Origin of the sequence: Pseudomonas sp. Lb2C2 (assembly GCF_052112205.1) — a bacterium.
GTDB lineage: Bacteria > Pseudomonadota > Gammaproteobacteria > Pseudomonadales > Pseudomonadaceae > Aquipseudomonas > Aquipseudomonas kilonensis.
In genome coordinates this window covers 267,197-291,376 of record NZ_JAUTYW010000007.1, presented here as the reverse complement: position 1 = coordinate 291,376, position 24,180 = coordinate 267,197, and the positions used below count along the sequence as shown (strand labels likewise).

The 24,180-nt window shown below is 59.6% G+C and carries 25 protein-coding genes; 11 read left to right on the top strand and 14 right to left on the bottom strand.

Going from position 1 to position 24,180, the window contains the following annotated elements:
* Positions 1-135 precede the first annotated feature (135 nt).
* Positions 136-1,599, top strand: coding sequence for a glyceraldehyde-3-phosphate dehydrogenase (locus Q7F16_RS22420; RefSeq protein WP_409556890.1), 1,464 nt, complete (start codon positions 136-138; stop codon positions 1,597-1,599).
* A 167-nt stretch (positions 1,600-1,766) separates the two neighbouring features.
* Here the strand turns inward: Q7F16_RS22420 and Q7F16_RS22415 are convergent, their stop codons facing one another.
* Positions 1,767-3,065 (bottom strand): MFS transporter, encoded by a 1,299-nt coding sequence (locus tag Q7F16_RS22415; RefSeq protein WP_046065298.1) that lies wholly within the window; start codon positions 3,063-3,065, stop codon positions 1,767-1,769.
* 238 nt (positions 3,066-3,303) lie between these two features.
* Here Q7F16_RS22415 and Q7F16_RS22410 point away from each other — a divergent pair, with 238 nt between their 5' ends.
* Both Q7F16_RS22410 and sthA read left to right on the top strand, forming a co-directional pair.
* On the top strand, positions 3,304-4,353 hold the full coding sequence (locus tag Q7F16_RS22410) for an FAD:protein FMN transferase (RefSeq protein WP_409556889.1): 1,050 nt from the start codon (positions 3,304-3,306) through the stop codon (positions 4,351-4,353).
* Positions 4,354-4,564: 211 nt separating this feature from the next.
* Complete coding sequence (sthA, locus tag Q7F16_RS22405; protein WP_003183399.1) at positions 4,565-5,959, top strand: Si-specific NAD(P)(+) transhydrogenase; 1,395 nt, start codon at positions 4,565-4,567, stop codon at positions 5,957-5,959.
* A gap of 42 nt (positions 5,960-6,001) precedes the next feature.
* Here the strand turns inward: sthA and Q7F16_RS22400 are convergent, their stop codons facing one another.
* Complete coding sequence (locus Q7F16_RS22400) at positions 6,002-6,724, bottom strand: glycerophosphodiester phosphodiesterase (protein WP_003199672.1); 723 nt, start codon at positions 6,722-6,724, stop codon at positions 6,002-6,004.
* Positions 6,721-7,317: a PilZ domain-containing protein gene (locus Q7F16_RS22395; protein WP_186650322.1), complete on the bottom strand. Its 597-nt coding sequence runs from the start codon at positions 7,315-7,317 to the stop codon at positions 6,721-6,723. The genes Q7F16_RS22400 and Q7F16_RS22395 overlap by 4 nt, the downstream gene beginning before the upstream one ends.
* Before the next feature lie 94 nt (positions 7,318-7,411).
* Between Q7F16_RS22395 and Q7F16_RS22390 the strand changes: the two genes are divergently transcribed.
* From Q7F16_RS22390 to Q7F16_RS22380, 3 genes are all read left to right on the top strand, one after another.
* Positions 7,412-8,662 carry a lipoprotein-releasing ABC transporter permease subunit gene (locus Q7F16_RS22390; protein WP_014339347.1) on the top strand — a complete coding sequence of 417 codons (1,251 nt, stop codon included), beginning with the start codon at positions 7,412-7,414 and terminating at the stop codon, positions 8,660-8,662.
* Positions 8,663-8,669: 7 nt separating this feature from the next.
* Positions 8,670-9,353 (top strand): lipoprotein-releasing ABC transporter ATP-binding protein LolD, encoded by a 684-nt coding sequence (gene lolD, locus Q7F16_RS22385; RefSeq protein WP_162843734.1) that lies wholly within the window; start codon positions 8,670-8,672, stop codon positions 9,351-9,353.
* A gap of 63 nt (positions 9,354-9,416) precedes the next feature.
* Positions 9,417-10,661, top strand: coding sequence for a lipoprotein-releasing ABC transporter permease subunit (locus Q7F16_RS22380; protein ID WP_014339346.1), 1,245 nt, complete (start codon positions 9,417-9,419; stop codon positions 10,659-10,661).
* Positions 10,662-10,829: 168 nt separating this feature from the next.
* On the opposite strand, the gene Q7F16_RS22375 is transcribed toward Q7F16_RS22380, so the two are convergent.
* A complete protein-coding gene (locus Q7F16_RS22375) occupies positions 10,830-12,182 on the bottom strand; it encodes a heavy metal sensor histidine kinase (RefSeq protein ID WP_409556888.1) in 1,353 nt (450 codons plus the stop codon).
* Positions 12,179-12,859 (bottom strand): heavy metal response regulator transcription factor, encoded by a 681-nt coding sequence (locus Q7F16_RS22370; RefSeq protein ID WP_014339344.1) that lies wholly within the window; start codon positions 12,857-12,859, stop codon positions 12,179-12,181. Before Q7F16_RS22370 ends, Q7F16_RS22375 begins: the two co-directional genes overlap by 4 nt.
* Positions 12,860-13,016: 157 nt before the next feature.
* Between Q7F16_RS22370 and copI the strand changes: the two genes are divergently transcribed.
* Complete coding sequence (copI, locus tag Q7F16_RS22365; protein ID WP_046065306.1) at positions 13,017-13,562, top strand: copper-resistant cuproprotein CopI; 546 nt, start codon at positions 13,017-13,019, stop codon at positions 13,560-13,562.
* A gap of 61 nt (positions 13,563-13,623) precedes the next feature.
* Positions 13,624-14,454 carry an NADPH-dependent 7-cyano-7-deazaguanine reductase QueF gene (gene queF, locus Q7F16_RS22360; RefSeq protein WP_046065303.1) on the top strand — a complete coding sequence of 277 codons (831 nt, stop codon included), beginning with the start codon at positions 13,624-13,626 and terminating at the stop codon, positions 14,452-14,454.
* Between the two features lie 185 nt (positions 14,455-14,639).
* Here the strand turns inward: queF and Q7F16_RS22355 are convergent, their stop codons facing one another.
* Positions 14,640-14,903: a DUF4404 family protein gene (locus tag Q7F16_RS22355; RefSeq protein ID WP_079304357.1), complete on the bottom strand. Its 264-nt coding sequence runs from the start codon at positions 14,901-14,903 to the stop codon at positions 14,640-14,642.
* Positions 14,904-15,012: 109 nt separating this feature from the next.
* Positions 15,013-15,633 (bottom strand): HAD family phosphatase, encoded by a 621-nt coding sequence (locus Q7F16_RS22350; protein WP_186650330.1) that lies wholly within the window; start codon positions 15,631-15,633, stop codon positions 15,013-15,015.
* Between the two features lie 202 nt (positions 15,634-15,835).
* On the opposite strand from Q7F16_RS22350, the gene Q7F16_RS22345 reads away from it, so the two are divergent.
* The 3 genes from Q7F16_RS22345 to rssC all read left to right on the top strand — a co-directional run bounded on the left by Q7F16_RS22345 (position 15,836) and on the right by rssC (position 18,534).
* A complete protein-coding gene (locus Q7F16_RS22345; RefSeq protein ID WP_014339339.1) occupies positions 15,836-16,525 on the top strand; it encodes an MlaA family lipoprotein in 690 nt (229 codons plus the stop codon).
* Between the two features lie 345 nt (positions 16,526-16,870).
* A complete protein-coding gene (gene rssB / locus Q7F16_RS22340) occupies positions 16,871-18,052 on the top strand; it encodes a two-component system response regulator RssB (RefSeq protein WP_057452379.1) in 1,182 nt (393 codons plus the stop codon).
* Entirely contained in the window at positions 18,052-18,534 is a 483-nt protein-coding gene (rssC, locus tag Q7F16_RS22335; protein WP_014339337.1) for an anti-sigma factor antagonist RssC, read from the top strand. The genes rssB and rssC overlap by 1 nt, the downstream gene beginning before the upstream one ends.
* Positions 18,535-18,737: 203 nt before the next feature.
* Here rssC and tal read toward each other — a convergent pair whose 3' ends face one another.
* From tal to Q7F16_RS22300, 7 genes are all read right to left on the bottom strand, one after another.
* Complete coding sequence (gene tal / locus Q7F16_RS22330) at positions 18,738-19,664, bottom strand: transaldolase (RefSeq protein WP_003199698.1); 927 nt, start codon at positions 19,662-19,664, stop codon at positions 18,738-18,740.
* 178 nt (positions 19,665-19,842) lie between these two features.
* Positions 19,843-20,829 (bottom strand): tRNA dihydrouridine(20/20a) synthase DusA, encoded by a 987-nt coding sequence (gene dusA, locus Q7F16_RS22325; RefSeq protein ID WP_409556751.1) that lies wholly within the window; start codon positions 20,827-20,829, stop codon positions 19,843-19,845.
* Positions 20,830-20,958: 129 nt separating this feature from the next.
* Positions 20,959-21,609, bottom strand: coding sequence for a hypothetical protein (locus tag Q7F16_RS22320; protein WP_013692634.1), 651 nt, complete (start codon positions 21,607-21,609; stop codon positions 20,959-20,961).
* A gap of 10 nt (positions 21,610-21,619) precedes the next feature.
* Entirely contained in the window at positions 21,620-21,904 is a 285-nt protein-coding gene (locus Q7F16_RS22315; protein ID WP_013692635.1) for a hypothetical protein, read from the bottom strand.
* Between the two features lie 392 nt (positions 21,905-22,296).
* The gene (locus tag Q7F16_RS22310; RefSeq protein ID WP_230494500.1) at positions 22,297-22,968 is read right to left on the bottom strand and encodes a metallophosphoesterase; all 672 of its coding nucleotides are present in this window, start codon (positions 22,966-22,968) and stop codon (positions 22,297-22,299) included.
* Positions 22,969-23,111: 143 nt separating this feature from the next.
* On the bottom strand, positions 23,112-23,711 hold the full coding sequence (locus tag Q7F16_RS22305) for a putative adenosine monophosphate-protein transferase Fic (protein ID WP_409556752.1): 600 nt from the start codon (positions 23,709-23,711) through the stop codon (positions 23,112-23,114).
* On the bottom strand, positions 23,704-23,880 hold the full coding sequence (locus tag Q7F16_RS22300) for a YhfG family protein (RefSeq protein ID WP_139381141.1): 177 nt from the start codon (positions 23,878-23,880) through the stop codon (positions 23,704-23,706). Before Q7F16_RS22300 ends, Q7F16_RS22305 begins: the two co-directional genes overlap by 8 nt.
* Positions 23,881-24,180: the final 300 nt, after the last annotated feature.

Genomic DNA, 24,180 nt, shown 5'->3' with positions numbered 1-24,180 from the left:
ACAATTGTAGCGGGGGAAGGGGGCTGCTGTCAGTCGCAGACTACCCGGGCAGACAGGAAAACCACGGTGCGACAGGCGCGCATTGCTCCGCCGAGGACTCGGCGGCATAATGTAGCCCCTTTTTTCAGCCCCTACATGTGGAAGGTTACCGTGACTCAGAAGCCCGACCAGTGTCTTGGTGAATGGATTGATCGTGAAGCTCTCGCAGAAGCGATGATCCCTCTCATCGGTCAGCTCTACCGCAATAACAACGTGGTGAGCTCGATCTATGGCCGCAGCCTGATCAACCAGTCTGTCATCGCGATCCTCAAAGCCCACCGCTTTGCTCGCCACCGTTCTTCCGACGACAGCGAACTCTCCGTCCACGAAACATTCCCCCTGCTCAAAGCCATGAGCGAGCTCAAGCTCGGCGCGGCTTCGGTGGATCTGGGCAAGTTGGCGTTCAAATTCCGTAACGAAGGCAATGGTCGTAGCGCCGAGCAGTTCGTTCGTGAAGAGATGGCTGATGTGGTTGGCCAGCAGAACGTTTCGGCTCGCAAAGGCACTGACGTGGTCCTGTACGGCTTCGGTCGTATCGGCCGTCTGCTGGCGCGCATCCTGATCGAAAAAACCGGTGGCGGCGACGGCCTGCGCCTGCGCGCCATCGTGGTGCGCAAGGGCGCCGAGAACGACCTGACCAAACGCGCCAGCCTGCTGCGTCGTGATTCGGTCCATGGTTCGTTCAACGGCACCATCATCATCGATGAAGAGAGCAACACCATTCTCGCCAACGGCAACCTGATCCAGGTGATCTACGCGAAGAGCCCGACCGAGGTCGACTACACCCAGTACGGTATCAAGGACGCACTGCTGGTGGACAACACCGGTGTATGGCGTGATGCCGAGGGCCTGGGCCAGCACCTGGCCTGCCCGGGCATCGACCGCGTCGTGCTGACTGCGCCTGGCAAGGGCAAGCTGAAGAACATCGTTCACGGCATCAACCACGGCGAAATCACCGCTGACGACAAGATCGTCTCCGCTGCTTCTTGCACCACCAACGCCATCGTGCCGGTGCTCAAGGCAGTGAACGACAAGTTCGGCATCGTCAACGGTCACGTCGAAACGGTTCACTCGTACACCAACGACCAGAACCTGATCGACAACTTCCACAAGGGCGACCGCCGTGGCCGCAGCGCCGCGCTGAACATGGTCCTCACCGAGACCGGTGCTGCCACTGCCGCTGCCAAGGCCCTGCCTGAGCTGGCTGGCAAGCTGACCGGCAACGCCATCCGTGTGCCGACGCCGAACGTGTCGATGGCCATTCTCAACCTGAACCTTGAGAAAGCCGCCACCCGTGAAGAGATGAACGAGTACCTGCGCTACATGGCGCTGCACTCCGACCTGCACAAGCAGATCGACTTCGTCAATTCCCAGGAAGTGGTGTCCACCGACTTCGTCGGCTCGCGCCACGCCGGTGTCGTGGATGCTGAAGCGACCATCAGCCAAGACAACCGCGTTGTTCTGTACGTCTGGTACGACAACGAATTCGGTTACAGCTGCCAGGTGGTTCGCGTGATGGAAGACATGGCCGGTGTAAACCCGCCAGCGTTCCCGCGCTAAGCTTTAGCTGCTTGTGAAAACGCCCCGACTTGTCGGGGCGTTTTTTTGTCTGGGGTTTGTGGTGCCTGGGCTGGCCTCATCGCGAGCAAGCTCGCTCCCACAGTTTGATTGTGTACACCCTGTGGGAGCGAGCTTGCTCCGGGCGGCGATCCGACGATAGCGATCCATCAGGCGCCGCCGACCACCGAGGTCTGCGCTGTTCGCAGTTCATGCCGATTGCCCTTGAACAGCACCAAGGTTGCAATCAACCCCAGCACCGCCGCACCACTGAGCCATATCCCTGGCGCGGCCTTGTTATCCAATACATGAATCAGATACGTACAGGCCGCCGGGGTAAACCCGCCGAACGTCGCTGTCGCCAGGCTGTAGGCCAGCGAGAAACCGGTGGTGCGCACCTCGACCGGCATGATTTCCGTCAAGGCCACGACCATTGCACCGTTGTAGGATCCATACAGGAACGACAACCACAGCTCGACGATCAGCAAATGGCTGAAGCTGGGGTTCGCCACCAGCCAGGACAGTGCCGGATAGGCGGTGAGGATCGCCAGGACCGTCGCACCGAGCAGTAGGGGTTTACGTCCGATCTTGTCGGAAAACGCCCCCATTACTGGCAGCCAGAAGAAATTCGACAAGCCGATGCACACCGTGACCAGCAGCGCATCCAGGTCCGACAGGTTCAACTCGGCCTTGCCGAAGGTCGGTGTGTAGGCGGTGATCAGGTAGAACGACACCGTGGTCATCACCACCAGCGCCATACCGGCCAAGACAATGCCGAAGTTCTGACCGATGGAGCGGACAATTTCCGACAGGCTGGGACGATGTTTTCTCGCTTGGAACTCAGGTGTTTCTTCCAGCGAACGACGGATCATGAAGATCGCCGGGACAATCATGCAACCCACCAGGAACGGTACGCGCCAGCCCCAATCCCCCATTTCCTGGGGGCTCAGCCAGTGATTGAGGCCAACCCCCAACAGGCCGGCGAATACCACGGCAGCCTGTTGACTGGCGGATTGCCAACTGACAAAGAAGCCCTTGCGCCCCGGTGTTGAGATTTCCGCCAGGTAAACCGACACGCCACCGAGTTCCACGCCGGCGGAGAAGCCTTGCAGCAATCGGCCCAGCAGCACCAGCAAGGGGGCCGCCACGCCGAGGACAGCGTAGCCCGGCACGCAGGCGATCAGTATTGTGCCCATCGCCATCAGCGCCAGGGTGATGATCAAGCCTTTGCGACGGCCGTGACGGTCGATGTAGGCACCGAGAAAAATCGCCCCGAGGGGGCGCATCAGGAACCCGGCACCAAACGTGGCCAGGGACAGCATCAGCGAGGCGAACGCGCTGTCGGCGGGGAAGAACGTCTTGGCGATGGCCGTGGCGTAGAAGCCGTAGACCATGAAGTCGAACATCTCCAGGAAGTTGCCGCTGACAACGCGAAAAATCGCCTTGCCGTTGCTCGTGTTGGAAGACATGTGTAGGTACTCACTCTGGCAAATCTTGTATGGAAGCGCTGCACCCCTGTGGGAGCCTTGCAGGAACCTTGGAACCTTGGAGCCTTGGAGCCTTGGGATCTGTGGGAGCAAAGCTTGCTCGCGATGAACGATGACTCGGTCTTGCAGTTGAACCGTATCGCCTGCATCGCGAGCAAGCTTTGCTCCCACAGGGCTCCATTGGCTCCCACAGGTTTTTTTGCGCGCGCTGGGGTTCATAATGGCCGGCGCGGTTTTGAGGGGAGATGAAGATTTGTTAACTGGACGATGGATTGGGCTTGTGGTGCTGGCCGGCGTGTTGTCGGGTTGCGGCAACGGCGACACCCTGGAGCGCTTCGCCGGCCCGACCATGGGTAGTCATTATTCTATTCAGTACGTCAGGCATTCCGCCGGGCCCGCTGCGAAAACGGTACAGGCCGAAGTGGAAAGCATCCTCGCCGAAGTGGATCGGCAACTCTCGACCTATCGCAGCGACTCGGACATCGAGCGTTTCAACGCGCTGCCGGCCAATAGCTGTCAGATCATGCCTGGCCCGGTCCTGGAATTGGTCCGCGTAGGTGAGCAGTTGTCGGTCCAAAGCGATGGCTCTTTCGACCTGACTGTGGAGCCGCTGCTGAACCTGTGGGGCTTCGGTCCCCAGTCTCGCGAAGAAAAAGTACCGACCGCCGAAGCCTTGACCTTGGTGCGCCAGCGCGTCGGTCATGGTCATTTGCGCATCGAGGGCGACCGGTTGTGCAAAGACGCCGCAGTGGAAGTCGACTTCAACAGTGTCGCCGCGGGCTATGCCGTCGACCGCATCGCCGCCAGGCTCCAGGCCCTGGGGATCGACAGTTACCTGGCCGAAGCCACCGGAGAACTCAAGGCCGTCGGGCGTAAACCCGATGGTTCGGCCTGGCGTATCGCCCTGGAAGAACCCCGGGACGATCGGCAAGTGGCCGAGCGTGTCATCGAGGTCAACGGCTACGGGGTTTCCACCTCGGGCGACTACCGTAAATATTTTGAACAGGGCGGCAAGCGTTATTCCCACACCTTTGATGCACGTACGGGTGCGCCGGTCCTACATGACCTGGCGTCAGTCACGGTGATTCATCCTTCGGCGTTGATGGCCGATGGACTATCGACGCTGTTGCTGATTCTCGGTCCTGAACAGGGTTGGGACTATGCCCAGAAACATGGCATTGGGGTATTTTTCGTGCTGCGCGATGGCAATGACTTTGTCACACGTACCAGCGATGCGTTTGAGCGCATAAGCAGCGGAAAAGCCCAATGATGACAGCGCCCTGAAAGGCGACCTGTGGCGAAATAGCGCAGGCAAAACTAGCCTACGACGCGACCAAGGGGTAATGTGCGCGGCGTTGACGCTTCTATAGACTGTGGCCGGGCTCGTGAACCGGCCCCAAATTGTTCCTTCATGCCGCGGGCCGGCATGATTTAGCCGTCGGTGCCAAGTGTGGTGCCGCGGCCTGTTCTGAGGAGTACGCATGGCTGTCTACAACTACGACGTGGTGGTACTGGGTTCCGGCCCGGCGGGGGAAGGCGCGGCAATGAACGCGGCCAAGGCAGGGCGCAAGGTGGCGATGGTCGACAGCCGTCGGCAGGTCGGCGGCAACTGCACCCACTTGGGTACCATCCCGTCCAAGGCCTTGCGTCACTCGGTCCGGCAGATCATGCAGTTCAACACCAACCCGATGTTCCGGGCCATCGGCGAGCCGCGCTGGTTCTCCTTCCCGGACGTGCTCAAGAGCGCCGAGAAGGTGATCTCCAAGCAGGTGGCCTCGCGCACCGGCTACTACGCCCGCAACCGCGTGGATGTGTTCTTCGGCACCGGCAGCTTTGCCGATGAGCAGACGGTTGAAGTGGTCTGCGGCAATGGCGTGGTCGAGAAGCTGGTGGCCAAGCACATCATCATCGCCACCGGTTCGCGCCCGTATCGTCCGGCCGACATCGATTTCAACCATGCACGTATCTACGATAGCGACACCATCCTGAGCCTGGGGCACACCCCGCGTAAGCTCATCGTCTACGGCGCTGGCGTGATCGGTTGCGAATACGCCTCGATCTTCAGCGGCCTGGGTGTGCTGGTGGAACTGGTGGACAACCGCGGCCAGTTGCTGAGCTTCCTGGACTCGGAAATCTCCCAGGCCCTGAGTTATCACTTCAGCAACAACAATATTACCGTGCGCCACAACGAAGACTACGACCGCGTCGAAGGCGTCGACAATGGCGTGATCCTGCACCTCAAGTCCGGCAAGAAGATCAAGGCCGACGCCTTGCTCTGGTGTAACGGCCGTACCGGCAACACCGACACCCTGGGCCTGGAAAACATCGGCGTGAAGGTCAACAGCCGCGGCCAGATCGAAGTCGACGAGAACTACCGTACCTGCGTACCGAACATCTACGGTGCCGGTGACGTGATCGGCTGGCCGAGCCTGGCCAGTGCCGCCCACGACCAGGGCCGTTCGGCTGCTGGCAGCATTGTCGACAATGGCAGCTGGCGCTTCGTCAACGACGTGCCGACCGGGATCTACACCATTCCGGAGATCAGCTCGATCGGCAAGAACGAGCAGGAGTTGACCCAGGCCAAGGTGCCGTACGAAGTGGGCAAGGCCTTCTTCAAGAGCATGGCGCGCGCGCAGATCGCCGGCGAGCCGCAAGGCATGCTGAAGATCCTGTTCCACCGCGAGACCCTGGAAGTGCTGGGCGTGCACTGCTTCGGCTACCAGGCGTCGGAGATCGTGCACATCGGCCAGGCGATCATGAACCAGCCGGGCGAATTGAACACGTTGAAGTACTTCGTCAACACCACGTTCAACTACCCGACCATGGCCGAAGCCTATCGGGTAGCCGCCTATGACGGGCTCAACCGGCTTTTTTGAGCGGCTCCGGCCGGTGGCCTGAGCCGGCCGGGGAGACCGATTTCAGCAATTCTCGAGGGTGGCAGTGGCCAAACCGGGAAAGTCTGTAATCAGGCTGTCAGCGCCAAAGTCGGCGAGCCTGCGCATCAGCGCGGGCTCGTTGACGGTCCACACCGACACATGCAGCCCCTGGCGCTGCGCCTTGATCAGGCGTTCCGGCGTGCACAGGGTCCAGTTCAGCGCCAGAATCTCGCAGCCGTAACTCTGGGCGACCTTCAACGGGTCGAGCCAGGCGTACTCGGCCACCAGTCCGCGGGAGATGTCCGGGGTCAGGTCCAGGGCTGCCTTGAGCACTTCCCGGGAACTGGACGTGATAGTGATTTTGTCCAGCAGCCCGAAACGCTGGGCCATTTCGCGGATACCCAGCACCGTGGCGGCGGCGCGGGTGCGCGAGGCGCTCTTGACCTCCAGTTGCCAGTGCTCGAAATCACACTTCTCGAACAGCTCCTCCAGGCGTGGGATCGGGCACGGCTTGATCCAGCCCGGGCCACCCTTGCGCGCATCGTAGGTCACCAGCTCGGCGGCGGTATGCTCGACCACCTTGCCCCGGCGATCGGTGGTGCGCTTGAGGGTCGGGTCGTGGATCACCATCAACTCGCCGTCCATCGAAAGGTGCAGGTCCAGCTCGCAACGGCGTACGCCGTGCTTGAGGCATTCCTGAAAACCGGTCAGGGTGTTTTCCGGCGCTTCGCCCTTGGCGCCGCGGTGGCCATAAATGAGGGTCACGGTTCTTCCTTATTGATACCTGAGTCGTTCTGTTCCCGGGCCAGGCGACGCTCTTGCGCCTGTTTCTGCAGGATGTAGCGGGCCAGCAACTGGCGCTGGGCGTCGGTCGGGCGTTCGAACTCGGTGCCCACGTCGTAGCCGTCACCCTTGGGGTCGCAGTGGGTGACCCGCGCCCGCAGCAACAAGCCGAGGGCCTGGGGCATCAGCACCAGTTTGATCGACAGGTGGGAGCCGATGGCGATCGGTGTGGGGTGTTGGAAGTCGACGCCGCCTTCGGAAATGATCACCGGCTGTGGTTCGCCGATTTCGCCGAGCGCAGTGAGGGCAATGACCTGGCTGAGCAGGTCGATGCGTTTGTTCATTGCCTTGAGGTACGCCGCGATGCTGCGTTCGCGCTCGCTGATCTGGCGCAGCAGGTGCTGTGACTCGAATTCGCTCAGGTGCAATTCACTGAGCAGATTGAACAATGGAGAAGCATCCTGCAACACTTCCTGGCCAGCAGCTTCAGGAATGGACAGGGGCCGAATTTCCAGTGCGATCGTGTCCTCGATACGGTAGTATTCGCGGCGATCTTCTTCATCTAATGTCGACATGGCGAACCCATGGTAGCGGCGGTGGTCTGAGTGTAAAGCTGGTTTGTGACCCCCGCCACAAGGACGTTCCTTTTCCCTCCGAACAAGCCCCGACATGTTCAGACCTCTCTTCGTATTTATCGGCACGCGTTATACCCGTGCAAAGCGTCGCAATCATTTCGTATCGTTCATTTCCCTGACCTCTATCATCGGGCTGGCCCTTGGCGTGGTCGTGATGATCGTCGTGCTCTCGGTGATGAACGGCTTCGACCATGAGATGCGCACCCGCGTGCTGGGCATGGTGCCCCACGCGACCCTCGAATCCGGCGAAGCCATCAGCGATTGGCCGAGCCTGGCCGCCAAGGTCAAGCAGAACCCGCAGGTGCTGGCCGTGGCGCCGTTCACCCAGATGCAGGGGCTGCTGACAAACGACGGCAAGGTGTCCAAGGTGTTGCTCAATGGCATCGACCCCGGGCTCGAGCGGCAGGTCTCGATCATCGACAACTTCATGCAGCAGGGCAAACTCGACGACCTGGCGCCAGGCAGTTTCGGCATCGTCATCGGCGACAAGGCCGCAGCCAAGCTCGGCGTCGCCATTGGCGACAAGCTGACCTTCGTCGCCCCGGAAGTCACCGTGACCCCGGGCGGCATGTTCCCGCGCATGAAACGCTTTACCGTGGTCGGCATTTTCCATGTCGGCGCCGGCGAGCTGGACGGTTACCTGGGCGTCACCAACCTTCAGGACCTGGCGCGCCTGCATCGCTGGAAGCCGGATCAGGTCCAGGGCCTGCGGTTGAAGTTCGATGATCTGTTCCAGGCACCGCGCGTTGCATGGACCATCGCCCAGCAGCTCGGCGAAGACCGCTACTACGCCCGGGACTGGACCCGTACCCACGGCAACCTGTACCAGGCGATCCGCATGGAAAAAGCCATGATCGGCCTGCTGCTGTTGCTGATCGTTGCCGTGGCGGCGTTCAACATCATCTCCACCCTGGTGATGGTGGTGAACGACAAGAAGGGCGACATCGCCATCCTGCGTACCCTCGGCGCCACGCCGGGGCAGATCATGCGGATCTTCATGGTCCAGGGCACGGTCATCGGTGTGATCGGTACGTTCGTCGGCGCCCTGGTCGGGATGTTCGCCGCGCTGAATGTCAGCGCCGCGATTGCCGGCCTGGAAGGCCTGATCGGGCACAAGTTTCTCAACGCCGACGTGTACTTCATCGACTACCTGCCATCGCAATTGCAGGCCGATGACGTGTTGATGGTCTGCGGCGCCGCGTTGGTCCTGAGTTTCCTCGCCACCCTGTATCCTGCCTGGCGTGCCGCGCGCACCCAGCCTGCGGAGGCGTTACGTTATGAGTGAGTCGGGCATGAGTGAAAAAGCAATCTTGAGCTGCCGCAACCTGGGCAAATCCTATGAGGAAGGCCCGGAGTCGGTGGTGGTGTTGTCGGGCCTGCAACTGGAGTTGCATCCTGGCGAGCGCGTGGCGATTGTCGGCACCTCCGGGTCGGGCAAAAGTACCTTGCTCAACCTGCTGGGCGGCCTGGATACGCCAACCGCCGGCAGTGTCTGGCTGGCCGGCGAAGAGCTTTCGGCGCTGAACGAGAAGGCCCGTGGCCTGCTGCGCAACCGTTCCCTGGGCTTCGTCTACCAGTTCCACCATTTGCTGCCCGAGTTCACCGCGCTGGAAAACGTCTGCATGCCGCTGTTGATCGGTCGCACGGCGATTCCTGAGGCCCGTCAGCGCGCCACGGCGTTGCTGGAGCGGGTAGGGCTGGGGCATCGCCTGGAGCACAAGCCGGCCGAGCTGTCCGGTGGTGAGCGCCAGCGCGTGGCGATTGCCCGGGCCCTGGTCAACAAGCCTGGCCTGGTGATGCTCGACGAGCCGACCGGCAACCTCGACTCCCACACCGCCCAAGGCATCCAGGACTTGATGCTGGAGCTCAGCACGTCGATGCGCACCGCGTTCCTGGTGGTGACCCACGACATGAACCTGGCCCGGCAGATGGACCGCGTCCTGCACTTGCAGGAAGGTTGCCTGACGCCCATCTGACCGACCGAAATCCGGTACTTGCTGCAAGTGCCGGGTCTTTTATTTTTATACGGTGCCCCGCGAATGTTCAGACCGTTATCGATCTTTATCGGCACGCGCTATACCCGCGCCAAGCGCCGCAATCGCTTTGTTTCGTTCATCTCCATGACCTCGATGATCGGCCTCGCCCTGGGTGTGCTGGCGATGATCGTGGTGTTGTCGGTGATGAACGGCTTCCAGCGCGAAATGAGCTCGCGCATCCTCGGCATGGTGCCCCACGCCACTATCGTCGGCGTCAATCCGATCGACGATTGGCAGCCGGTGGCCGCCGCGGCGCTGAAAAATCCTGAAGTCATCGCTGCCGTGCCGTTTACCGAGATGGAAGGGATGCTGAGCCATAAGGGCTCGATGCAACCGATCCAGATCAGCGGCGTCGACCCGGCCCAGGAGGGCAAGGTGTCCATCGTCGCCCAGCATATCGTCCAGGGGCGTCTCGATGCCTTGAAGCCGGGCGAGTTTGGCGTGGTGATTGGCGAAATTACCGCCCGGCGTTTTCGCTTGAACGTCGGCGACAAAATCACCCTGATCGTGCCGGAAGTCAGCACGGCTCCCGGTGGCATCACTCCACGGATGCAGCGGCTGAATGTGGTGGGTGTGTTCAAGGTGGGCGCGGAGCTGGACGGCTCCATGGCGCTGATCCACCTGGCCGATGCCGCACAGATGCAGCATTGGCAGCCAAACCAGGTACAAAGCGTGCGCCTGGCAGTGAAGGATTTGTACGCGGCGCCGAAGGTCTCCGGTGACATCGCCACCGGCCTGGGCGCGGCCTACAAGGCCGACGACTGGACCCACACCCAGGGCAGCCTGTTCAGTGCCATGAAAATGGAAAAAACCATGATCGGCTTGCTGTTGCTGATGATCGTCGCGGTGGCGGCGTTCAACATCATCGCCACCCTGATCATGGTAGTGAACGACAAAGGCGCGGACATCGCGATCCTGCGCACCATCGGCGCCACACCGCGGCAGATCATGGCGATCTTCATGGTCCAGGGCACGGTGATCGGCGTTGTCGGCACGCTGATTGGCGGCGTGCTGGGGGTGATCGCGGCGCTGAACGTCAGTGCGCTGGTGGGCTGGCTGGAGCGGGTCAGCGGCCAGCACATCTTCAGTTCCGACGTGTACTTCGTCAGCAACCTGCCGTCGGAGCTGCAGCGTGGCGACGTGGTGCTGATCTGCTCGGCCGGGTTCATCCTGAGCTTCCTCGCCACCGTGTACCCGGCGTGGCGTGCGGCGAAGATCGAACCGGCGCAGGCGTTGCGGTATTCCTGATACGACACAGACCTCTGTGGCAGAAGGGCTTGCTTAAGACTCCGCTGTGGGAGCAAGGCTTGCCCGCGATGCAGGCGACGCGGTCTGCGGGGGGAAACAAGGTGTCTGCATCGCGGGCAAGCCTTGCTCCCACAGATATGTTCCTTCGCCACAGGGGGGGCGTCGGACTTAATCCCTCTTCGGCAATTCGATCAGGAACCGCGTCCAACCATCGGCCGACTCGCAACGGATCTGCCCGCCATGGGCGCGGATGATCGAGCGGGTGATGGCCAGTCCGAGCCCCGCGTGTTCGCTGCTGCCCTCCTGGCGGGCCGGGTCGGCGCGGTAGAAGCGGTCGAACAGGCGCGGCAACAAGTCCGCTGCAACCCCCTCGCCACTGTTCTCCACGCTGATGTTCACCCCTTGAGCCTCATCGACAATGTGCACCCGCACTTCGCCGTCAGCGGGGGTGAAGCGCAGCGCATTGTCCAGCAGGTTGGAGAGCGCCCGGCGCAACATGTTGCGGTCACCCTCGATGCGGCTCTCGCCCACGCGGCTCAAGCGGACGTTGGCGTCTTCGGCCAGGGGCGCGAAGAAGTCCAGCAGCACGTCCACCTCTTTGGCCAATTGCAGCGGTTCGCGATTGAGCGCCAGCAGGCCGTGGTCGGCCTTGGCCAGGTACAGCATGTCGTTGACCAGTTGCGCCATCCATTGCAGTTCTTCGAGGTTGCTGTGCAACGCCTCGCGGTAATCCTCCAGGGGCCGTTCGCGGGTGAGGGTGACCTGGGTGTGGGTCAGCAGGTTCGACAGCGGTGTGCGCAATTCATGGGCGATGTCGGCAGAGAACGCTGAGAGCCGCTGAAACGCATCGTCGAGGCGTCCGAGCATGGCGTTGATGCTGTGGGCCAATTCCGCCAGTTCGGCGGGCATTTGCTCTTCGGGCAGTCGGGCGTTGAGGGAGCGGGCCGAGACACTGCCGGCAATGGCGCCCATGCGCCGCAAGGGGCGCAAGGCCCGCCGGGCGGCCCAGGCACCCAGCAGGGCGGTGGCCAGGGCCGAGAGGCCGACGGTCAGCCAGATCAGGCGCTGCATGCGTTGCAGGAAGTGCTGGTGGTGGGTGATGTCCAACAGCAGGGTCAGTTGCGGCGAATTGGCTCGGTCGGGATACAGCGGGGCGTTCAACACCCGGTAATCGTTGTCGGCATCGCTGAGGGTCGACAGGCCGGGACGCTCCGGCAATTGAGCCGGAATCCGGATCGAGCTGTCGTACCAGCGCACACCATCGCTGCCTTTGATGCGCAGCGCCAGGTCGGCCTGGCGGCTCAGTTCATCTTCCAGGCGCGCCTGGGTCTGCTCAGCGTCGAGGTCTTGCAGAGCCCGGCGCAGGCCGATCAGCTTGCCTTCGAGCAGTTGCTGGTCCAGCTCGATGAAGTGCGCCTCGCTGCCACGGCTGAACAACACCCCGGCGAACAATGACACCACGGCGGTGCAGGCGGCGAACAGCAGCGCCAGACGACTACTCAGCGACCACCGGCCCCTCACAGGGCGCGCTCTTCAAGCACATAGCCCATGCCCCGCACGGTATGGATCAGTTTGCTGGGGAAGTCGTCGTCAATCTTGATTCGCAGGCGTCGTATCGCGACTTCGATGACGTTGGTGTCGCTGTCGAAATTCATGTCCCAGACCTGGGACGCGATCAGTGATTTGGGCAGCACTTCGCCCTGGCGGCGCAGGAGCATTTCCAGCAAGGCGAATTCCTTGGCGGTGAGGTCGATGCGCCGGCCGCTGCGTTCGACGCGGCGGCGGATCAGGTCCAGGCGCAAGTCGGCCAGCTGCAGGCTGGTTTCCTGTTGCGTCGAACTGCCTCGTCGCAACAGGCTGCGCACCCGCGCCAGCAACTCGGAAAAGGCAAAGGGCTTGACCAGGTAATCATCGGCGCCCAGTTCCAGGCCGTGGACCCGATCCTGTACCGCATCCCGCGCGGTGAGAAACAGCACCGGTGTATCCAACCCGGCCCCGCGGACCGCTTGCAGGATCTGCCAGCCATCGCGGCCGGGCAACATCACGTCGAGGATCAGCAAGGCGTATTCACCGCTCAAGGCCAGTTGCTGGCCGGTGATGCCATCGGCCACCAGGTCGGCATTGAACCCGGCTTCACTCAGGCCTTGGCGCAGGTATTGGCCGGTTTTGGTTTGGTCTTCGACGATCAGCAGTTTCATGGGCAGCTCAGGGCATGATTTGAACGTGGGCGTTATACCGCGGCGGCCGGGGCCGTGGCACAACCTGACAGAGTTGTAATGCAACTGTCAGTCAATTGGCAGCCGCACCGATCTAGAGTCTTGGGCAAGTTGAACCTTACCTTGTCGGAGTATGAACATGTTGATGGTAAACCGTCTGATCCTGGCCGCCTCTGCGTGGGTATTGAGTACCTCGTTGTGGGCATCACCCGGTGCGCACTTTGATTTCGGCCAGCCCGCACCGGCGGCCAAGGCCAGTCGCACCATCGAGGTGGTGATGGGCGACATGTCGTTCAATCCCGGTACGCTGGATATCAAGGCGGGCGAGACGGTGCGGTTCGTACTGATCAATAAAGGCCAGTTGTTGCACGAATTCAACCTTGGTAACGCCGCGATGCATGCCCAGCACCAGCAGGAAATGCTTAAGATGCAACAGAGCGGCATGTTGACGCCGACCGGGATGAAGCCGGGAATGGACCATGCTTCGATGAATCCGGCCTCGATGGGGCACGGTGGCAAAGACGGCATGATGCGCCACGACGACGCTAACAGCGTGCTGGTTGAGCCGGGCAAGTCCGCCGAGCTGACCTGGGCGTTTGGCAAGGCTACCCGGCTGGAATTTGCCTGCAATGTCCCCGGTCATTACCAGGCCGGGATGAAGGGCAACCTGACAGTCAGTCAGTAAGCACTCAAAGGCTGCGGCAAAGGCTGATAGAATCGGCTGATTCTTCAGTCAGGTTTCCGTCATGCATCCCGCAGCCGAACATTCGCCGCTGGGCAAATCCAGCGAATACATCGCCACGTACACGCCGTCACTGCTGTTCCCGATCCCGCGCACGGCGAAATGGGCGGAACTGGGCCTGACGGCCGAGACCCTGCCGTACAAAGGCGTGGATTTCTGGAACTGCTTCGAGCTGTCGTGGCTGCTGCCGTCCGGCAAGCCGGTGGTGGCCATCGGTGAATTCGCGATCCCGGCGGATTCGCCGAATATCATCGAATCCAAATCCTTCAAGCTGTACCTCAATTCCTTGAACCAGACCCCGTTCGCCGATACCGCGAGCCTGGAAGCGACCCTGCGCCAGGACTTGTCAGCGGCTGCCGGCAAAGCAGTGGGCGTGCGGATCCGCAGCCTCAAGGACGTGGAGCATGAAGGCATCGTGGCGTTGCCCGGTTCGTGCATCGACGATTTGGACATCAGCGTCGACTCCTACGCGCACCCGCGCCCGGAACTGCTGCGTTGCGATGCTTCGCGCATTGTCGAACAAAGCCTGCACAGCCACCTGCTCAAGTCCAACTGCCCGGTGACCAGCCAGCCAGACTGGGGCAGCGTGGCGGTGGAATATCGCGGTGCGGCCCTGGACCCCGCCAGCCTGCTGGCCTACATCGTCAGCTTCCGCCAGCATTCGGATTTCCATGAGCAATGCGTGGAGCGGATCTTTCTCGACCTGCAGCGCTTGCTCAAGCCGGAGAAACTGACGGTGTACGCGCGGTATGTGCGGCGTGGCGGGCTGGACATCAACCCGTATCGCAGCACCGAAGACGTCCAACTGCCGAACCATCGCCTGGTCCGCCAATAAACGCTCCTTGTGAAAGTGAGCTCTTGTGGGAGCGAGCTTGCTCGCGATGAGTCCGGTACATTCGACATTGATGTCAGCTGACACACCGCTATCGCGAGCAAGCTCGCTCCCACAGGGATTGCATTGCAGGTCGTGAAACTAAAAAGCCCCGCTATCGATAGCAGGGCTTTTTGCATTTAAAGGGTTCAGATCCCCATATTGCCCAAGGCTTGCACGATGTTGCGCAAGGTCCCGGCAAGGGTGGGGTGTTCCACCTCGAAGCGTTCAACCGCCAGGTTCACATTGTCGGCGAGGTTGTTGTCCGGTGCTTTGGTTTCCAACTCAAGCTCAAGTTCGATCTTTTGCATCAGCACGTGCAGGTCTTCGCGCTCGACTTCGGAAAGTGGTGGATTCTGTTCCAATTGCTCGCGCAGTTTGTTGAGCTGTTCTTGCAGTTCGCGGGCAGGCATTGGCGTACTCCCTTTATTGATAGGCACAGCCATGGACCGCGACGCTGGGTCAAAAGTCCGTGGCTTGCCTTAAGAGTAATCCACACTCACGCTCCCTGCATGATCCCGGTCATGGCTTCTCGCCTTTGAGTCGGCGCAGGCTGATGTCCGCCAGGCAAGTGTCGAGTTCGCCCAGGTGGTCGATCACCGAATGCACTCCCAGGCCGAACAATTGCACGGTGGCCTTGGCGCGCTTGGTTTCCCGTTCCTGTTGGCTCAGCGCCTGCCATTCGCCAGGCGCCAAGCCGCACAGCGAGCCGCAGGACGCCAGGCCGATGGTCCACAAACCGGCGTTGAGCCCCGACTGCAACAACCTGGGTTCGCCACTGACCAACACGCAACCGTCCAGTTGCTGGACATTGAGCGCCATCAGGGCCTGCCAACAGGCATGCGGCGCCGGCCAAGGATTATTTGTTGCTGGAAGTTGCGGCGGTTTGATCCATGTCGGCAATGAAGCCGCCAGAGCATGGCTGACGGCAGGTGGCAATTCGTCGAGCCAGGCGCAGGGGATTTCCTGGTGCTGCAAGTGGTGCAAGCTCTCAAGGGCGCCCGGTGTTGGCTGGGCATGCTCATCCGGCGCTGCCCCTGGCTGACGGATGCGCGCGCCGAAATCCACCAGGCATCCGCTCAGGCCAAACAGGACGGCGGTCAGGCTGGCGGCGGGGAGGGGCAGGGCTTCGGGGCGGGGCATGGGAACGTCCTTGAAATAACCAGCAGCCTAAAGGGCCTCGATGACAGTCCGGTGACAGTGAAATGAAGGGCAGCGGTCGCGGAAACGTCCTACGGCCCGCTTGTTTTTTCGGTGCTGCCTATCCACGCGTTCCGTCTTATACTAGCCAGCTTACCGCCTGGGCTCGGCGCCCTTGCCTGAACAATCCAAGGAGTTTTCCCCTATGCGCTGGAGCCATCGTCTAGCTCAGCTATGTTTGTCTGCCAGCGTGCTGCTGGTTCCGTTCGCCACCCAGGCCGCCACGGAAGAAGATCCTTGGGAAAGCATCAACCGTCCAATCTTCACCTTCAACGACACCGTTGATACCTATGCGCTCAAGCCACTGGCCCAGGGTTATCAATACGTGACGCCGCAGTTCCTCGAAGACGGCATCCACAACATGTTCCGCAACATCGGTGACGTCGGCAACCTGGCCAACAACGTGCTGCAGGCCAAGCCGGCCGCTGCCGGGGTCGACACCGCCCGGTTGATCTTCAACACCACCTTCGGCCTGCTGGGCTTCTTCGATGTGGGCACCCAGATGGGCCTGCAGCGCAGCGATGAAGATTTTGGCCAGACCCTGGGCTACTGGGGCCTGGGCAGTGGGCCGTATGTGATGTTGCCGCTGCTGGGGCCAAGCACCCTGCGTGACGCGCCGGCCAAGCTGGTCGATGACTACACCGCCCCGTATCGTTATATCGATAACGTCTCGGTGCGTAACTCTATTCGAGGCCTGAACGTCGTCGACACCCGCGCCAGCCTGTTGTCGGCCGAGAAGATGGTGAGCGGCGACAAGTATGTCTTCATCCGCAACGCCTACCTGCAAAACCGCGAATTCAAGGTCAAGGATGGCCAGGTCGAAGACGATTTTTAATTTCGACCTGTAAAACCATGAAGGCGGCCCAAAAGGCCGCCTTCTGTGCTTTGGCGTCGGCTTTGAGCGGGTTTGATCCTTCCATTGAGTTACGCTTCGCTCGGTTCTTATAACTCTCTGTGCTTTGACAAATAAAGACGGCAAGCGGCTATCTGCCTGAGCTTGAAACGCCCCGCGGATGGGAGTACCGTCTGCGCCTTAGAAGGGCACCTCTGATGTAGTTGCGTGTAGGGCAAAGGCCTGAAACCGGTACGACAGAGAGGCTAGAAAGCGAATCCAGTAGTGCGTGCCAGGCCAGACCGCCCAGCCCGCTACGCCAACCTAATTCTGGCGCCGTTTGCCCACATGCCAAAAACCAGTGCCACGCTGCTGATAATCGATGATGACGAAGTGGTGCGAGCCAGTCTCGCAGCCTACTTGGAAGACAGTGGTTTCAGCGTCCTGCAGGCCAGCAATGGCCAACAGGGTCTTCAGGTATTCGAGCAAGACAAGCCCGACCTGGTCATCTGCGACCTGCGCATGCCGCAGATGGGCGGACTCGAACTCATTCGCCAGGTCACCGAGCTTTCCTCGCAGACCCCGGTGATCGTGGTTTCGGGCGCGGGCGTGATGAACGACGCGGTCGAGGCATTGCGCCTGGGCGCGGCGGATTACCTGATCAAGCCTCTTGAAGACCTTGCGGTGCTCGAGCATTCGGTGCGCCGGGCCTTGGACCGTTCGCGGCTGTTATTGGAGAACCAGCGTTACCGCGAGAAGCTGGAAACCGCCAACCGCGAGCTGGAAGCCAGCCTGAACCTGTTGCAGGAAGACCAGAACGCCGGGCGCCAGGTGCAGATGAACATGCTGCCGGTCAGCCCCTGGGCCGTCGACGATTTCCGTTTTGCCCACCAGATCATCCCGTCGTTGTACCTGTCGGGCGATTTCGTGGATTATTTCCGGGTCGATGAACGACGCGTGGCGTTCTACCTGGCGGACGTTTCCGGCCATGGTGCTTCTTCGGCATTCGTGACGGTGCTGTTGAAATTCATGACCACGCGCCTGTTGTTCGAATCCAAGCGCAACGGCACGCTGCCAGAGTTCAAGCCCTCGGAAGTCCTTGGGCATATCAACCGAGGCCTGATCAGTTGTAAGCTGGGCAAACACGTCACAATGGTCGGTGGAGTCATCGACGAGGAGACTGGTTTGTTGACCTATAGCATCGGCGGTCACCTGCCTTTGCCTGTGTTGTATACGCCAGACAGCGTTCGTTACCTGGAAGGGCGTGGTTTACCGGTGGGCCTGTTCAACGAGGCCACCTACGAAGACCACGTACTGGAATTGCCGCCGACATTCAGCCTGACGCTGATGTCTGATGGCATTTTGGACCTTTTGACAGAACCTACACTCAAAGAGAAAGAAGCGGCCTTGCCTGAACGGGTGAGTGCAGCGGGCGGCAGCCTGGAAGGCTTGCGTCAAGTGTTTGGATTAGCCACGCTCGGGGAGATGCCGGATGATATCGCCCTATTAGTGTTGAGCAGGAACCTTTGATGAGTACCGGTAGAATCCAGTTCGCCGAGCAGGACGGCACCTTTGTCCTGAAGTTTGTCGGTGAAGTGCGCCTGACCCTGTGTTCGGCGCTGGATGCGACTATTGAGCGGATCTTCACCGCGCTGAACTTCAGCGCCATCGTGATCGACCTGACCGAAACCCGCAGCATCGACAGCACCACGTTGGGCCTGCTGGCCAAGCTGTCGATCCTGTCGCGGCAAAAGGTCGGCCTGCTGCCGACGGTCGTCACCACCCATAACGACATCACCCGTCTGCTGCAATCGATGGGCTTCGACCAGGTGTTCAACATCGTGGGCGACCCTGTGCCGTGCCCGGAATGCCTGGACGACCTGCCTGACCAGGACCAGTCCGAAGAAGAAGTGCGGATCAAGGTGCTCGAAGCCCACAAGATCCTGATGGGGCTCAACGACTCCAATCGTGAAGCCTTCCATGACCTGGTGAATGCGCTAGAGGGGCCTTGACCCCTGGCTTTTGCTTAGGCTGACCGGCCTCATCGTCGGAACGCCGCCCGGAGCAAGCTCGCTCCCACCTTGGAATGCATCACCTGTGGGAGCGAGCTTGCTCGCGATAGCGTCTATCGATCCGCCACATCCCTCAGGCCAAAGCCACAAAAAAAGGGCGAACCCACCAAGGTTCGCCCTTTTTGCATGCCTTGTGAATCAGCTCAAAGCTTGGCTTGCAGCAACGCCTCCAGCTTCTCCTGGTCCCGGGCAAACTGACGAATACCTTCGGCCAGTTTCTCGGTCGCCATGGCGTCCTCGTTGGACAGCCAGCGGAACTGCGCTTCATTGAGGATCAAGCGCGCTTCCCCGGCTTGCCCTGGCGCCAGCTTGCGCTCCAGCTTGCCTTCGTCGGCGGCCAGTTTTTCCAGCAGGTCCGGGCTGACGGTCAGGCGGTCGCAGCCGGCCAGTTGCTCGATCTGGTTGAGGTTGCGGAAGCTCGCGCCCATGACCACGGTCTTGTAGTCATTGGCCTTGTAGTAGTTGTAGATGCGCGTCACCGACTGCACGCCCGGATCATCCGCGCCGGTGTAGTCGTTGCCATTGGCTTTCTTGTACCAGTCGTAGATACGGCCCACGAACGGCGAAATCAGGAACACCCCGGCATCGGCGCAGGCCGCAGCCTGGGCGAAGGAGAACAGCAGGGTCAGGTTGCACTGGATGCCTTCACGCTCCAACTGCTCGGCGGCGCGAATGCCTTCCCAGGTGGAAGCGATCTTGATCAGCACGCGCTCGCGGCCAATGCCGGCCTTTTCGTACAGATCGATCAGGCGATGCGCACGCTTGAGCATGGCCTCGGTGTCGAACGACAGGCGCGCGTCCACTTCAGTGGAAATACGCCCTGGGATCACTTTCAGAATTTCTTGCCCGACCGCCACGGCAAAACGGTCGCTGGCCAGGCCCACATCGCCCTTGCAGTCCGCCACACAGGCGTTCAGCTGCTCGGCATAACCTTGAATGGCCGAGGCCTTGAGCAACAGGGAAGGGTTGGTGGTAGCGTCCACGGGTTTGACGCGGGCGATGGCCTCGAAGTCGCCGGTGTCGGCCACGACGGTGGTGAACTGTTTGAGTTGTTCCAGCTTGGAAGTCATGAGCGTGCTCTGTCCTATGGGTCCGTTGACATTACCCGAGGGCTGGCAGCCACTCAAGGGCGTGAAGGGGTATCGACGGGCCCCAGCGGCAACAACCTGAAAACGGCTGTTTGAAAGGCCGGGGCGGTATCGGTAGATACGATGCCAAAACAGCGCGCAGGTTCAAAGCAAGTGACGGTTAACGCCCTTCCAGCAATTGCCCCGCCTGATCCAGCAACGCCAATGGATCTTTGGTTTTGTGAATATCCACCGACAACAACTGCCGAAACCGCCGCGCCCCCGGGAACCCGGTGCCCAGCCCCAACACGTGACGGGTGATGTGATGCATCGCCCCGCCAGCGGCCAGGTGATCGGCGATATAAGGCCGCAACTGCGCCAAAGCCTCGGCTCGGGTGATGATCGGCGCGGTGCTGCCGAACAGCTGCTGATCGACTTCGGCCAGCAGATACGGGTTGTGATAAGCCTCGCGCCCCAGCATCACGCCGTCGAAGGTCTGCAAATGCTCGTGGCACGCCTCCAGCGTCTTGATCCCGCCGTTGAGCACAATCTCCAACTCTGGAAAATCCGCCTTCAACCGCGCAGCCACGTCATAACGCAGCGGCGGGATGTCGCGATTTTCCTTCGGCGACAACCCCTCCAGAATCGCAATCCGCGCATGCACGGTAAAACTCGTGCAACCGGCCTCACGCACCGTCCCGACAAACTCACACAACTGCTCGTAACTGTCCCGCCCATTGATCCCGATGCGATGCTTGACCGTCACCGGAATCGACACCGCATCGCGCATGGCCTTCACACAGTCAGCCACCAAACCCGGATGCCCCATCAGGCAGGCGCCGATCATATTGTTCTGCACCCGATCGCTGGGGCAGCCGACGTTGAGGTTCACCTCGTCGTAACCGTGCTCCTGGGCCATACGGGCGCAGGCGGCCAGGTCGGCCGGGACGCTGCCGCCGAGTTGCAGGGCTAGCGGGTGTTCGGACTCGTGGTGGCGCAGGAAGCGTTCGTGGTCGCCGTTGAGTAGCGCGCCGGTGGTGACCATTTCGGTGTAGAGCAGGGCGTGCTTGGATAGGATGCGTAGGAAGAAGCGACAGTGGGCGTCGGTCCAGTCCATCATCGGGGCGACGCTGAAGCGGTGGGACAGTGAAGCAGTTTGTAGGAGCATTGGGAGGATCTGAATCAACGAGGCAGAGAGCCGCAGTTTATCAGGGATAGAGGGGTGGTGTTGAGGGACCTGTCGTTTTGATCTGGCAGTAATGTCCAGATAGCCAAAAAGTTGATTCGTATGCGGTGTTTATACAGCGGCTCTCGCAAATAAAGTTAACTCCTGTACAAGCTTCTCTTTTGGGCTGGTTACTACATCATTTTGCATCTGACAGATCATGTGTTTTATAAAGTCCGTCCGACTTAACTGAGACTGGGTCTGGAGATCGTCCAGCTCAGAGGCGATATGTGCGTTCAGCTTCAATGACAATCTTTTGCTTTCTTCTTTGTGAGGGCAGACGTTGAATAAATGATCGAGATGAGTTTTCTCGTCGACAGCAGTGCATGCGGCTTGGCGCCAAGTGAAAATTGTCCCTTCTCCAGCTCGCTGTTCCCTAGCTAGAAAATCGATATAGAGGCTTAAGAACATTTTTCGATGTTTAGTCGCAGCGGCAGTGGTGATTACGTGCATAGCCTGATCCAATCGATCAAGATACGAAGCAGGGAGCCTCGTTTCGATAGACACGACAGCAGCTTCTCTAGCCGCTTTGATTGCCGGAGTGGACTGCGCTGGTATCCCTACGACCTGATCACATACGTCACACACTGAAACCAAAACACCCTTTGCCTCACCGAGACCATCGTCGAATGGTACGTTTCTGCGGGTAAATGTCGTCTGCACCAAGCCTTCGCAGTGACTGCAAATCGCTCGACTCTTATCGCCCTCTTGATAAAACTTCATAGTCATTAACTCATTGATGAACGCTGATAAACCATACATCTGGTGCGATTACGTAGAATTTTACGTACCAACCGCTGTATTTGATCAGGTGAACATCCACACCTTTTACCTGATGGTGCTCAGAGCACGAGTGGTGGGAACCGTCGCATCGTGCGACGATGCTGATCACCTCTTGGGGGGTTACCTGACCGGTCGCCAAGAGGTTTTTGACGGTGATGCTGCCCCGCGCTTCATGCTGGAAGTCCCCATTCTTAAGTGCCTTGATCAGGGCCGACTTTGCCGCTTTGAAACCCATGCGCCGACGTCACTCCGTGTCAGTTGTACGAAATTAGTCGTACAAAATCAAGTAGTCAATTCATTGGCCGACGACGACCACTATTTTTTGTGCGGAGGCTGACTCATTCCGCAAACACTTAGATCTTTTGTATCAATATGCCTGCCATAAACCCGAGTCCCTGCTGTGGGGGGACGCCGGAACTATAGGCTTCCTGACAAAAATTCAGCAAGAAATTGGTGTGTAGGAAACTTCCCTAAATTATGAGCGAGGATCGATTGCAGAGTCGCTAGGGCGCTAGAGTCTTTGGTTTTCTCAAACGGAATCGCCTGCTACGCGCCCTGGTAGCCTCGGCCACTATCATCTGATGGCGATTTTGCCTCGAAAAAAACTAAGCAGAGCGATGCCTTGTCTCACTCGCTCATGCTCATACTAATGATGGATTCGGTTTGGATATCAACCAGGCTTAATGCGCCATCGGAAAATGAGCAGCCGGTGTCGATATATACGACATTACCCAAGCGCATAATACTGGGCACTGTTGAATGTCCAACATAGAGTCGGTCTATTCCTTTGATGGGCGTGTGGTCGTTTTGCTCGATTTTTTCTCTGGCATACAGCGCTGTCTTCAAGGCTTGCCGCTGATGTTGCTCTCCAGTTTTTCCTGTGATTGCATCTTTGGCTTCCTGCCAGCCATCGTTACTTTGGATGACGGGGGCTTCGGCATGGACTATTCCAATTGTTTGATCGTTTAATAAGTCGATTTCAATGATCAATGGAAGTGCTTGCAAGGATTTTGAGAGTTCATGCTGGATGGTGGGTTGTAACTCGTACAGCCAGGCTCCACCATTTCGGATATGTCGGGGGATATCCCCATGCCCGGAGATACAGTCAATAAGCATCTGTTCGTGATTGCCACGCACTGCATGGAACCATGGCTTCTCAAGCCAGTTCAATACGTCCATGGAGTCGGGGCCGCGGTCGATGAGGTCCCCCACGGAAAAAATACGATCCAGCTCGGTGTTGAAGTCTAGTTTGTCTAAGGCCATTGTTAGAAATTTGAAATGCCCATGAATGTCGCCCACCACAAAGTCTCGACCTTCCTTGTTAGATGGGAATGATTTCGTCCTGTACATTTCGGTGGCTTTAGCAGACGTTAATTGACGGCGACTGTATCACTTAGCGAAATAAACCGTAAGGCGGTGAGCGAGGGGATAACGTTGTGCGGTCAAGCTTGAATCGCCAGCCCGATACACTTCTCAAAAACTTGCTCCATAGGCTCCATGACGCCGTTATAAGCCGCGATATTGGCGTAGATCCACTCGTCCTTCTCAATCCCCCACCAACTGATTTCAAACCCGGCATTCATGATGAGGTGTTCAAACAGGATGCGTTGCGCACGGCCATTGCCTTCGCGGAAGGGGTGTACGACGTTGATGTCGGAATAGGCCTCTGCCACAGCGACGATCAGCTCAGCCCGCTCCATGCCCTCGAACCAGTTTGCCGCGGCCATCTTGGCGAAGATTTTATTGGCTTCCTTCTCCATGTACTCAGGTTGGCAGAAGCGGGTGGCTTGTTTGGACATGCCAACGGTGCGCAGTTCCCCGGCCCATTCGAACAGGTCTGAAAAGAGGATTCGATGAATGTTTTGAAGGTAGGCCAGGCTATAGGGAGGAGGGCTGAACTCGACGTTGTCCGCTGCGATGGCCGAGAGTTGTTGTTCGGCTTCGCTTAGGGTCGGTTCGTCACGGATATCGAGTTTGTTGCGCAGGACCGTGGAGCCGGGATAGCAATAAGCGTCCTCGCCGACTCCATATTTGTCAGGCATTAGTTCTGGTCTGGGTAAAGGCCTTCAAGACCTCTTCACGCGTTGGCATTTTGCGTTCGCTGTCGGCGAAGGTCGTTTTGAAACCTTCCAGACGGAGGCTGGCCGCGTAGTTGGATCTACGCGTCCTGGCGGCATAGGCCTTTTTGGTTTCAAGGCTGACATTGCCCATGGGCTGGACCTCAAATCGCGCTAGTGGGCGGATTATAGCCCATCCCGCAGGCGTGGCCTATGTTGCGGTCTGGACGAAAGGCGTTGGGCGCATTCGTTTCGAGATTTTTCCTTGTGCTCATAGCTGCGCTGCCCAATCCATCGCCGGACACTCTCGTCGGAAATTTCCCTCAAGACGCGTCGCTCCCCGCTGACTATCCACCGCATCACCCCGTGCGCTAAGTTTTCTCCGTCGCTGCAAATTCAGCGGCAGGGTGTGGAAGCCCTAATGCCTGGGATTTTTTTCAATTAATCCTGAGAT

Excerpts from the sequence above, each read along its gene's own strand:
- Q7F16_RS22370 (WP_014339344.1), bottom strand. The coding sequence starts at position 12,859 with ATGAAACTGCTGATCGTCGAAGACCAAACCAAAACCGGCCAATACCTG.
- Q7F16_RS22380 (WP_014339346.1), top strand. The coding sequence starts at position 9,417 with ATGTTCAGACCGTTATCGATCTTTATCGGCACGCGCTATACCCGCGCC.
- dusA (WP_409556751.1), bottom strand. The coding sequence starts at position 20,829 with ATGCTCCTACAAACTGCTTCACTGTCCCACCGCTTCAGCGTCGCCCCG.
- Q7F16_RS22395 (WP_186650322.1), bottom strand. The coding sequence starts at position 7,317 with ATGTCGACATTAGATGAAGAAGATCGCCGCGAATACTACCGTATCGAG.
- rssB (WP_057452379.1), top strand. The coding sequence starts at position 16,871 with ATGCCAAAAACCAGTGCCACGCTGCTGATAATCGATGATGACGAAGTG.
- Q7F16_RS22415 (WP_046065298.1), bottom strand. The coding sequence starts at position 3,065 with ATGTCTTCCAACACGAGCAACGGCAAGGCGATTTTTCGCGTTGTCAGC.
- rssC (WP_014339337.1), top strand. The coding sequence starts at position 18,052 with ATGAGTACCGGTAGAATCCAGTTCGCCGAGCAGGACGGCACCTTTGTC.
- Q7F16_RS22315 (WP_013692635.1), bottom strand. The coding sequence starts at position 21,904 with ATGGGTTTCAAAGCGGCAAAGTCGGCCCTGATCAAGGCACTTAAGAAT.
- Q7F16_RS22320 (WP_013692634.1), bottom strand. The coding sequence starts at position 21,609 with ATGAAGTTTTATCAAGAGGGCGATAAGAGTCGAGCGATTTGCAGTCAC.
- Q7F16_RS22355 (WP_079304357.1), bottom strand. The coding sequence starts at position 14,903 with ATGCCTGCCCGCGAACTGCAAGAACAGCTCAACAAACTGCGCGAGCAA.
- Q7F16_RS22350 (WP_186650330.1), bottom strand. The coding sequence starts at position 15,633 with ATGCCCCGCCCCGAAGCCCTGCCCCTCCCCGCCGCCAGCCTGACCGCC.
- Q7F16_RS22390 (WP_014339347.1), top strand. The coding sequence starts at position 7,412 with ATGTTCAGACCTCTCTTCGTATTTATCGGCACGCGTTATACCCGTGCA.
- copI (WP_046065306.1), top strand. The coding sequence starts at position 13,017 with ATGTTGATGGTAAACCGTCTGATCCTGGCCGCCTCTGCGTGGGTATTG.
- Q7F16_RS22305 (WP_409556752.1), bottom strand. The coding sequence starts at position 23,711 with ATGCCTGACAAATATGGAGTCGGCGAGGACGCTTATTGCTATCCCGGC.
- Q7F16_RS22410 (WP_409556889.1), top strand. The coding sequence starts at position 3,304 with ATGGCCGGCGCGGTTTTGAGGGGAGATGAAGATTTGTTAACTGGACGA.
- tal (WP_003199698.1), bottom strand. The coding sequence starts at position 19,664 with ATGACTTCCAAGCTGGAACAACTCAAACAGTTCACCACCGTCGTGGCC.
- lolD (WP_162843734.1), top strand. The coding sequence starts at position 8,670 with ATGAGTGAAAAAGCAATCTTGAGCTGCCGCAACCTGGGCAAATCCTAT.
- Q7F16_RS22345 (WP_014339339.1), top strand. The coding sequence starts at position 15,836 with ATGCGCTGGAGCCATCGTCTAGCTCAGCTATGTTTGTCTGCCAGCGTG.
- Q7F16_RS22300 (WP_139381141.1), bottom strand. The coding sequence starts at position 23,880 with ATGGGCAATGTCAGCCTTGAAACCAAAAAGGCCTATGCCGCCAGGACG.
- Q7F16_RS22420 (WP_409556890.1), top strand. The coding sequence starts at position 136 with ATGTGGAAGGTTACCGTGACTCAGAAGCCCGACCAGTGTCTTGGTGAA.
- queF (WP_046065303.1), top strand. The coding sequence starts at position 13,624 with ATGCATCCCGCAGCCGAACATTCGCCGCTGGGCAAATCCAGCGAATAC.
- sthA (WP_003183399.1), top strand. The coding sequence starts at position 4,565 with ATGGCTGTCTACAACTACGACGTGGTGGTACTGGGTTCCGGCCCGGCG.